The following is a 10,932-nucleotide window of genomic DNA, read 5'->3' as shown; positions in this document are numbered from 1 at the left end:
GCCATCGCCGAATCCCCTCTGCCGCAGCCGGTGCCGCGTCTTCGATGAGGGAGAAGTGGTCGGCGGATATGTGGATCGTGTCGCCGCGGTGCTGCCAATCCGGCACCGGTGCAGCAATATCGAGGCCCGGTAGCCCGACAGTGGCTCGCAGATTCAGCGTGGGCGCGGCAATGGGCCGCGTGCCGCGCTCGCCGAAGATCCGCACATAATTGCCCATGGCGACCAGTGCGTGGTCGTCGATATCGATCAGTTCGTGACCACGATCGAGCACCAAGCCGAGCGCGCCGGCGAAAACGGTGCCGATGAGGTCTTCACCATCCGGCGAATAGGTGTCGAGCATCGCGACACCGACCGGGCCACGACCACGCTCGTCGAGCCGTTCGGCGAGCGCGTGCGCGACCGCTCCGCCGATCGAGTAGCCGACGAGTACGAACGGATGCTCGCCCGTGGCGTTTTCGGTGACAACGGCAAGGTGGTCGAGCAGCGCGTCCCAGGTCGGCGGCATCGGTTCACCGACTCGGGTCCCCGGCAGTCGCAACGCGGAAACACCGAATTCGGCGCCGAGTTCGCGCGCCAAGCGGCCGAACTGGTGTGGTCCGTTGCCGACCAGGAACGACGGGATGCAGATCAGGCTGGGTCCGGCGCCGGCGCGCGACAGCAGCATGGGCGCCGAGAGGCCATTCGCGGCGGCCGGCTCATCGAAAGCGACGCTCAGTCTGGCACTTTCGATCAACAGCGGCATCGCCTCGGTCGCGTCCCCGCGCCGATGCGCCGCCATCACCAGCTCCGTCAACCGGCCACGTACTCCCGATGCGGCGGGCGGCGGCTCGTGCCGAACCTCGACAGCCCCCATCCGGGACCGCAGCAACTGCGCGACCGCAGCGGCGGTCGGATGCTCGAACACCAGCGTCGACGGCAGAGACAGACCCGTGATGGCGACGAGCCTGTTACGGAACTCGACGCCGCCCAACGAGTCGAATCCGAGTTCGGCGAACGGCACATCCGCGGCCACCGCGGCGGCCGACTTGTGCCCGAGGACGACGGCGGCCAGCGAGCGTATCTCCTGGAGAATGACCTCGTAGTGATCGTCCTCCGGCAGCATCTCCAAACGCCGTGCCAGCGAGCCGCGTTCGCTGCCGGGCTGCGCTGCCAGGGGCGCGCGCACGATCTCGCGCAGCACCGGCGGCAGCACGCCGGAGCGAGCGAGCGATGCGAGTGCGTCCCTATCGAGCGACGCGGTCATCAGCAGCGAGTGGCCGGTGGCCAGCGCCTTGTCGAACATCGCCAATCCCGGCTCGGGGGTGATGGGTAGCAGCCCGAGCCGGGTGCGAATACGGCGGGCTATGTCCTCGGTATCTTCCCGATCGAGCACGCCTGCCATACCGAGCGTCCACAGCCCCCACGCCAGCGAGTGCGCGGGCAGGCCGGTTTCGCGACGACGATGCGCGAGCGCGTCGAGGAAACGGTTCGCGGCCGCGTAATTGCCCTGGCCCTGACCACCGAGTAGCGGGGCGGCGGAGGAAAAAAGCACGAACGCCGACAGGTCGTGATCCCGGGTGAGTTCGTGCAGATGCAGTGCCGCATCGACTTTCGGCCGCATGACGCGGTCGATCTGCTCGGTGGTCAGCGTCTCGACAGTGCCGTCGTCGAGTACGCCGGCGGTGTGGATCAAGGCGGTCAGCGGGTGTTGCTCCGGGATGGTCCGCAGCAGATCTCGCAGCGCATCTCGGTCGGCGACGTCGCAGGCGGCCACCCGGACCTGCGCACCCGCGGCCTCGAGATCGCCGACCAGATCCGCGGCGCCCGGGGCATCCGGTCCTCGCCGGGAAACCAGCAGCAGGCTCCGAACGCCATGTGCCGCGACCAGATGTCGCGCCGTCAGCGCACCCAGACCTCCGGTGCCACCGGTGATCAGAACCGTCCCGCCGCCGAACGAGACCGGTGCCGCATCCGGCCCGGCGGCCCGTATCAGCCTGGGTACCAGTAGCGTGTTGTCACGCGCTGCCACCTGCGGCTCACCGAGATCCGCGGCTCGCACCACCGTGCCGGATGTCACCGCGGCGGCGTCGTCGTAGTCGATCTGGACGACCCGGCCGGGATGTTCCGACTGCGCACACGCGATCAGACCGGATACCGCCGCTGCCGCGGGATCACACAATTCGCCCGGTATTTCCGCGGCGTTGCGGGTCACAACGACCAGCGTGGATTTCTCGGATCGTTCGTCGGCGATCCAGTCCCGGACCATCGTCAGCGCCGCATCGACTCGCAGCCGGGCCACCTGGGCGGCATCACCCGTCGCGGGGACGTCGTCACAGTGCCAGACGACGATCTCGGGTACGGACGGCATTGCGAGCAGAGCGTCCAGATCCGTGTGTGCCTCGACGCCCGGCATCGTGGTGGAGCCCAATACCGCTACAGCACAACGATTCACGGAGATCGAGGTGGATGCCGGAGTCCACCGGAGGGTGTAGAGCGGGTGAGCGGGTGCGCGATCACGGCGCAGGGTGCGGGCATCGACCGGGCGCGCGACGAGGGTGTCGACCGCCACTACGGGTAGACCGCGCGTGTCGGCGGCATCTACTCGGATGGTGTCGTCGATGCGGTCGACACGCACCCGCAGGGCCGTGGCTTCCTCCCGGTAGACGCGCACTCCGGCGAACGAGAACGGCAAGGGCACCCGGCCGTCGCCGGTATCGGCGAGACGGTCGATCGCGGTGTGGAAAGCGGCGTCCAGCAAGGCCGGGTGCACCCGGAACCGCCGCGCGTCCGCGTTCTCGGGCAACGACAGCTCAGCGAACACCTCGGCACCGCGCATCCACGCGGCGCGCACACCCCGGAATGCCGGGCCGTACCCGAAACCCATGTCCGCCAACCGCTCGTACAGCCGCGCCGAGTCCACCGGTTCGGCGCCCGCGGGCGGCCACACCCGTCCGTCCCACACCGCGTTCGCCGCGCCGGCCACGGGCGCCAGCACCCCGGTCGCGTGCGCGACCCATTCCACGCCGTCGGAATGCTCACCGGACACCCTGGAGTGCACGGCGAACCGACGCCTGCCCGCGCCATCGGCGGGCTCGACACCGAGCTGAATATCGACCGCGGTGTCGTCCGGCATCAGTAGCGGCGCTTCCAGCAGCAGTTCCTCGACGACCTCGGCGCCGAGCCGAGCGCCAGCGGTCAACGCCAGTTCCACGAATCCGGTCCCGGGCAGCAACACCGAGTCGAAGACCGCGTGATCGGCGAGCCACGGGTGGGTCCGCAACGACATCCGTCCGGTGAACAGCCATTCGTCCCTGCCCGCCACGGAGACGACGCCGGTCAGGATCGGATGATCCGACGATACCGCGGAGGCATCGGCGGCGAGCGGCTCCAACCAGAACCGCTGACGCTGAAATGCGTACGTGGGCAACGACACCCGGTGCAGCGGACGGCCCGCGAAGATCGGCTGCCAATCCACCTCGGCGCCGCAGGCGTGCAGCTGCCCCAGCATCGTCACGCACTGCGTCACTTCGTCGACCGAACGCCGCGCCCCGGCGGCAACCATCGCCCCCGCCTCGACCTCCGGATATTCGGCCAGGCACTGGCGAGTCATGGATGCCAGCACCGCATCGGGGCCCACCTCCACGAATCGCCGCACCCCTGCCGCGACGAGGGCATCGACGCCGGGCGCGAATCGCACGCAACCGCGTACCTGCTGCACCCAGTACTCCGGATCGGTCACCTCGGCACCGGCGACACCGCCGGAGATGTTCGACACCACCGGAACGGTCGGCGATCGATATGTCAGACCCGCTGCCACGGAACGGAATTCGTCGAGCATCGGCTCCATCAACGCCGAATGGAACGCGTGACCGACCCGCAATCGCGATGTCCGCACGCCCGCGTCGGATAGCTCGCGCTCCGCCGCTTCGACGAGGTCGGCAGCGCCGGACAGCACCACCGACGAAGGGCCATTCACAGCCGCGACCGATAACCGATCACCGTGTACCGCAACGAGTTCGAGCGCTTCCTTTTCGGTCAGGGCGGCCGCGAGCATCGCGCCGCCGGTCGGCAACGCACCCATCAAGCGGCCCCGCGCCGCCACCAGCGCACACGCGTCCGCCAGCGACCACACCCCCGCGACGTAGGCGGCCGTCAGCTCGCCGATCGAATGTCCGGCCAGCACATCCGCGGTCACGCCGAACGACGCCATCAACCCGAACAACGCCACCTCGAACGCGAACAACGCGGGCTGCGTCCACTCCGTCCGATCCAGTGCGACATCGGCCGCGCCGACCCCCGGCGGCCGTGCCGCAGCGCTGCCGGAGAACATCACTTCCCGCAACGACCCGCCGAGATGGGGATCGAACTCGGCGCAGACCTCGTCCAACGCCGTCGCGAAAACCGGGAAGGCCGCATAGAGCTCCGCCCCCATCCCCACCCGCTGAGCTCCCTGCCCCGTGAACAGAAATGCCGTCCCACCCGCGACGGACGCACCGGCCGCCGAAGACCCCGACGCCAGGTCCGCCAACTCCGACGCCAGCTGTTCGCGATCGCGACCCACCACCACGGCGCGCCGGTCCCATTGCGTCCTGTTCTCGATCAGCGACGACGCCACACTCCACAGGTCCGCATCCGGATTGTCGAGCAGCCACTGCCGCAACCGATCCGCCTGGGCGCGCAGCGCCGCATCGGACTTGGCCGATACCAGCAACGGCAGCACATCCGCCGCGGCAGCGGGAGTCGCGGCGGTCTCCTCGACCGGCGAAGGGACGGACGCGGGCGCTTCCTCTACGATCAAATGAGCGTTGGTGCCGCTGATCCCGAACGAGGACACCCCGGCCCGCCGCACCCGCTCACCCGCGAGCCAGGGCTCCGCCTCGGTCAGCAATCGCACCGATCCCGCCGACCAATCCACATGCGGCGACGGCTCACCCACGTGCAGCGTCCTGGGCAGCATTCCGTGCCGCAACGCCTGCACGACCTTGATCACCCCGCCCACGCCCGCGGCCGCTTGCGAATGCCCGATATTCGACTTCAGCGACCCGAGCCGCAATGGCGCGCCGCGACGCTGTCCGTATGCGGAGATCAACGCCTGTGACTCGATCGGATCACCCAGCGGCGTTCCCGTCCCGTGCGCCTCCACCACATCCACATCCGCCGGCTCGAGTCCGGCGGCTGCCAGCGCGGACGCGATCACCCGCTCCTGCGACGGACCGTTCGGCGCGGTCAAACCATTGCTCGCACCATCCTGATTCACCGCCGATCCGCGAATGACGGCCAGAATTTCGTGCCCGGATCGCCGCGCGTCCGACAATCGTTCCAGCACCAGCACGCCCACGCCCTCGGACCAGCCCACCCCGTCCGCGTCGGCCGAGAACGATTTGCACCGCCCATCACGCGACAAGCCCCGTTGCCGCGAAAACTCCACGAACAGCGACGGTGTCGACATCACGGTCACACCGCCGGCCAGCACCAGGGACGTCTCCCGGCGGCGCAGTGCCTGGGCGGCCAGATGGATCGCCACCAGCGACGACGAGCACGCCGTGTCGACCGTCAGCGCCGCACCTTCCAGCCCCAGCGTGTAGGCCACTCGCCCCGACACCACACTGCTCACCGATCCGGTGCCCGCGTGCCCCTCCGCTGCCGGGCCGGCGGCCTTGGCCGTGTGCTCGTAGTCGGTGTACATCACTCCGGCGATCACGCCGGTGTCGCTGCCTCGCAGCGAGGTCGGGTCGATACCGGCGTCTTCCAGGGCTTCCCACGAGGCCTCCAGAAACAACCGCTGCTGCGGATCCATCGCCGCCGCCTCACGCGGGCCGATGCCGAAAAACCCCGCATCGAAATCACCGGCGCCGGAAAGAAACCCGCCCTCGCGCGTATACACCTTCCCGAACCGGTCCGGATCGGGATCGAACAATCCCGCCACATCCCAGCCCCGGTCGGCCGGGAATTCCCCGATCGCGTCCGAGCCGGAGGCGACCAGATCCCATAGTTGCTCCGGCGACTCTACACCGCCCGGATACCGGCAGCTCATGCCCACGATCGCAATGGGCTCGACGCTCTGCTCCCGCAGTCGGGTGAGCTCGTCGCGACTCGACATGAGTTCCACGGTGACCTTTTTGAGGTACTCCAACATCCGATCGGAGGAGTCACCAGTGTTCGTGTCCACGTTCACATCCAGGGGTAGATCGGGGTTGCCGAAGCGGCCGGAAGAATTCCGGCGCTATCGGCGAGGGATACCGACGCCGTCCTCGAGCTTCGAGTGGCGGAGCGGTGATTCGGCGAATCGGCGGCAGACGGCCGGTGGCGTTACGGCTGAATCCAGCCGTCGTGACTGCCCTCAGAAACGTTGGGCAGGGGTGAAGCGACGGATCCGCCCGCAGACCGCCTGCGGTACCGGTCCCCGACCGAGCATGCGGGCACCGATTCCCGGCCGCTCCATGACGTACGAACGTTCGCCGAGGCCGTTCGACACGAACTGGACGTTTGCTTTTTTTCGGCACACAGTGCCGCCCTCGCCATGTCCCTCATCGACATACCTCTCACACTCCCGACGCCAGCCGACTCGCAACAATGTCGCCGACTGCCACCGTTCACACCCTTTTAACATCGCCGCTCCGGCCAATCAATGGCCGTTAATTCGAAGCCTCATTCAGCAGAAATCGGCCACACACCGCGATACGACCCAAGTATCAGGTGTTCCCAACATTGGGAACAGACGTGTTGGAATCCACACATGCCAGGTCCCGCTCTACCACGGACAACAAGGTCGGGCCCTCGCAACCGATGGGCGATCTTTTGCTGACACTTCTTAGATCGGCTATATACGACGGCCAGACGGCCGTTGGGCAGGCCGAAAACTCGTCGCAGTCACGCTGGAAACAGCATCGCGTTCCATACCGGACATCAGCGCCGTCGATGCAAATGCGGATCACCGCCAATCGTCGCTCTACAAATGTGCGCCGAAGCGTCACTCGGTCACGAAGAAGTCAGCGATCCACCCAACGCGTCCCGGCTACTACGCATTATCCGTCGAATCGCGATCCACGTCCTTCTTGCCGCCCATTGCGTCCAGCCGTTTCCGCGGAGCGCATGAACGTCCAGACCCAGCGCCTGGATAGTCCAATGTAATACTGCGGAGCGAACGGCTTCTACCGATGTACGTGATATTTACGAACAAAACACAAACTTTGAAATTGTAACCGCAAGATCTCCGAACCGATCTTCCGTCATTCCGAATCTGCAATTCAGTTTTGCTATCACAGCAACCGACAGGCTACCGGCAAGACAATTCACACAGTTGGCCGCAACAGCACTCTAATGCCTATACGACATACCTATTTCCGGCCCCATCGCGAATTCGATAGACTTTCGCGAACCAACCGATGACGTCGCGCGGATGCACCGATAGGGTGCCGACCGTTCATCGAATTCGACGACTGAAGGGTGGTGATCGGCAATTCCGCTCGGAGCGGGCCGGATCACGATCGAGACGGCGTCACGGAAAGGGCCCACGCCTTGTGCGCGCGGGCCTGGCGGATCTCACTACCCGCGCGCCGGGCCACGCCTTCGGACTTTCCAAACCGAACGGCCCGCCACCCGCGGTATGGCCGGACGGTTTCGGACCAGTGGGCGGAGTTGTGATCATGCGGCCCCAAAGCTCTGGCGGGATTCAGTGTGGGTGCAGGGGTTTCGGCCCGTGGCGTATCGAGCTTCGGCCTCCATACCGGATGCTATGGCGTTGTATGTATCGAAACATCCGCCATGCCGGGCCGAAATATCCGTATACCAGCCAAGGCTCGCTCAACACGGTCTGCCTCGCGCTGCCGAACCCGGCGCGGCGTCACACACTGGCCCGATGGCTGGTGGAGATCTATCAGGCGCGGCGGCGTCATCGCAACCGACGCGGGGACCATCATGAACTCCGTGATCGGCTGAAACCGGTTGGCGCGCTCGAATTGATCGACGGCACCCCGCATTCGCCCGCGCCATAGGATCATGAGAAGCTGTGGACGAATGCGCCGTGCTGCGAGTACCACGGTTCGGTGTGCTCGCCGACGGCATCGTGACCGACCCGGCGGCTGTCGCACCCACACCGGAGTGCGTGGATGTTGTCGCGGTCGATGACCGAAACCGGCTATGTCATCTGGTCGTAGCCGATGCTGCGGCGAGGATCGTCGAGCGGATGGAACTGCCCGCCCGGCCCGTTGGCCGCCCGACCATCGGGTCTTGGGGCCCGGATCGGTTGGATGTGTTCGTCCGCGATGTCGAGACGCGGTTGTGGCATTACGAATTCGACGGTCACTGGGGGCCGCCTCGGCTGGCGAGGTCTGCAGGAGCGGTATCGGATGCGAGCTTCGTCAGTTGGAGCCGCGGCCGCTTCGATGTCTTCAGCACAGGCGCGGACGGCGTGCTCGAACACTATTGGTATCAGCAGCCGATCGGCCTGATAGGACCGGAGAGCCTGGCTCGTTCTGTGGTCGGACAGCCCGCCGTGGTGGTTACGAGCTTGTATGGGCTGGAAATTGTCGCGCGCGGGAGCTTCGACGGAGTGTTGCGCAGGCAGTATCACCTCCCCGAGGAACGCACACGACTGGACCTCGACACCGATGCTGCCCGGCCGCACCAGCTTCGAGGTCGGTCCCGACCTCGCGCCCTCGACCGGGGAATCGCTGCGCTGTACCGGTGATCCGACCCTGGTGTGGTGCCGGGGCATCGGTGCGGTCGAGAACCGCTGTTCGTCCGTACGGCGGCGGGCAAATTGCGCGCCGGACGGTGCGAGGTGAACGGGGAGCAGTGGAATGCCTACGCCTGAGTGGCGGCGCGCATTGGTCGCGATTGAGTCCGCCGGTGGTGCGACTTACGGCGCCGGATTCCCTCATTACCGAGCGGCATGTACTGACCTGCGCCCACGTCATCGGCGATGCCACCGGAGCAGATGCTGCGGCCGACGCGATGCCCACCGAACAGGTGCTGGTGGAGTTCACGCAGGTGCCTGGACGGCTATTGTTCACCACCCGGGATACCGCCATCACGCGAGCGGTGGGCGCGACCTGCTTCGAGGTCACCGGTCTGAGCATCCGGGAATCGCTGAGGTTATTGGCCCGGTGGGCGCGGCTCGCGGTTGAGGAACTGCCGCGGGAAGAACTGGAGATCGCGGCCGAATGCGGCTATCTTGCGCTGGCGATGGCGATGGCGGGCGCCATGATCGCCGGCCGCCCGGAGCGCTGGCCTGGAGTGCTGCGCCGATTGCGTCAGGCCGATCTCGCCAAGATCGCCCAACCGTTCAGCAACTATCCATACCCGGACCTTTTGCGCGCAATCAGCGTCAGCATCGATGCCCTGGATCCCGCTGATCGCGCCCGCTATCTCGAACTCGCGGTATTCGACGGCAGACATCCGACCATCGGTGCGGCACAGACGCTTTGGCGGCAGTCCGGACTCGACGACCTGGACGTGGCGGAGCTGCTCGACCGCCTCGCCGGATGACGGCTACTTCTATCGCAACCTGCCACATCACCTTGCCGCCGCCGACGCGGGCGAGGAGCTGCGCGCGCTGCTGTCGCACCTGGCGTGGTTACAGACGATGCTGTGGGCCACCGACGCGACGGAACTGATCGCCACCTATCGGATACTGCCGCAGTCGGATCCGTCGAACACGATCCCGTCCACGGCAACTCACCCAACGAGCCCCGACTGACCGGTAGCTGCGTGATACTGCTCGCGATGCTCGATCCAAGGCCGCTGCCGCTGTTCCTCACTCATCGCCGACAACTCACGCAACTTCCCCCACGCCACCTCATCAACCGGGGTATAGACCTGCATCCACGCATGCGGCAACGCAGGCAAACTCATACTCGTCAAAAACATCTCCAACTCCCCCACTGCCAAATTACGGATCTGCTTCGTACGACTCGCCGGAACCGCCACATCATTACGAGCCCACAACGACGCGAAAGACTCACTCTCCGCACACAACTCAGAGATGAAACCCTCCCAACCCGGATCACCAAGATTCTTCACATACGAACCACGCAGATAACCGACCATCCGCCGCAAATCATCCCAATTATGGTGATAGGTATTGCAGCACTCCGGAGTCAGGAACACCCGACGGGCCACATTACGCTCTCCCCTTACGAAACCCGGACACAGCGCCTCATACGACGTGTTGTGAGCCAGCACGTCATAGCGCGGACTGAGCACCACCCCCGGCAACGGCTCCAAATGATCCAAAATCACCTGAAGCTCCTCCGGCAGAGCCGTACCCGCATGCGCAGTCGGCACCGTCGGCACATCCGCCAACCGATACAAATGCGCCTTCTCCGCAGCATCCATCGACAACGTCCGCGCAACCGAATTCAACACCTGCACACTGACATTGATGCTCCGCCCCTGCTCGAGCCACGTGTACCACGTCACGCCTATCCCAGCTAATTGCGCGACCTCCTCGCGGCGCAGACCTGGCGTTCGCCTACGGGGTCCCGGAGGAAGCCCCACGTCCTCCGGCGAGATCCTGGCACGACGTGACTTCAGGAATGCCCCCAGCTCGGAACGTCGAGCTTTGCGCACCGCCTGCACATCAACAACATCGGTCATGTGATGATCGTCCCGCACTTCACTAGCGGTATCCAGGTGCCACCAGTACCAGCATCAGCAAGGGCTCCAAACGACCCGACCGCGATCGGCGACCGAGCAGCCACCACAACGACCTCCTCCCCTGGGCACATACCAGCGCGGACGGTCAGCGGATAGCGAGTTGCCGGATCGGTAGCAGGCACAGGGACACGATGGTGGACTCGAGGACAGCGGAAGCGGCCAGATCGTTGTCGACGTCATAGGTTTGGGCGAAGGTCAACATGTTCTAGGGAGCGGGAGTTGGCGCAGGTCGCTGAGATACAGTTTGCCGAGCAGGTAAGCGGGGATGGCCAGACGAAAGCGGGTCTCCGTTCA

At 65.9% G+C, this 10,932-nt stretch carries 4 protein-coding genes and 1 pseudogene; 3 read left to right on the top strand and 2 right to left on the bottom strand.

Annotation, left to right across the window (positions count from 1 at the left end; genetic code table 11):
- Positions 1-13 precede the first annotated feature (13 nt).
- Positions 14-6,148 (bottom strand): annotated as a pseudogene (locus tag ACQPYR_RS18165) (type I polyketide synthase); the annotation flags it as partial.
- Positions 6,149-7,987: 1,839 nt separating this feature from the next.
- Between ACQPYR_RS18165 and ACQPYR_RS18160 the strand changes: the two are divergent.
- From ACQPYR_RS18160 to ACQPYR_RS18150, 3 genes are all read left to right on the top strand, one after another.
- Positions 7,988-8,668: a hypothetical protein gene (locus tag ACQPYR_RS18160; protein ID WP_433633691.1), complete on the top strand. Its 681-nt coding sequence runs from the start codon at positions 7,988-7,990 to the stop codon at positions 8,666-8,668.
- A 161-nt stretch (positions 8,669-8,829) separates the two neighbouring features.
- Positions 8,830-9,468: an NB-ARC domain-containing protein gene (locus ACQPYR_RS18155; RefSeq protein ID WP_433633689.1), complete on the top strand. Its 639-nt coding sequence runs from the start codon at positions 8,830-8,832 to the stop codon at positions 9,466-9,468.
- Complete coding sequence (locus tag ACQPYR_RS18150) at positions 9,389-9,679, top strand: hypothetical protein (protein ID WP_433633687.1); 291 nt, start codon at positions 9,389-9,391, stop codon at positions 9,677-9,679. The genes ACQPYR_RS18155 and ACQPYR_RS18150 overlap by 80 nt, the downstream gene beginning before the upstream one ends.
- Here the strand turns inward: ACQPYR_RS18150 and ACQPYR_RS18145 are convergent.
- Entirely contained in the window at positions 9,658-10,578 is a 921-nt protein-coding gene (locus ACQPYR_RS18145) for a helix-turn-helix transcriptional regulator (RefSeq protein WP_433633685.1), read from the bottom strand. The two genes, ACQPYR_RS18150 and ACQPYR_RS18145, sit on opposite strands and share 22 nt — an antisense overlap.
- Positions 10,579-10,932 lie beyond the last annotated feature (354 nt).

Origin of the sequence: Nocardia sp. CA-120079 (genome assembly GCF_050955745.1) — a bacterium.
Classification (GTDB): Bacteria; Actinomycetota; Actinomycetes; order Mycobacteriales; family Mycobacteriaceae; genus Nocardia.
The sequence above is the reverse complement of the archived record's forward strand: the minus strand, read 5'-3'. Positions and strand labels throughout refer to the sequence as shown.

Coding starts and splice junctions, on each gene's coding strand:
- ACQPYR_RS18145 (WP_433633685.1), bottom strand. CDS start 10,578: ATGACCGATGTTGTTGATGTGCAGGCGGTGCGCAAAGCTCGACGTTCC.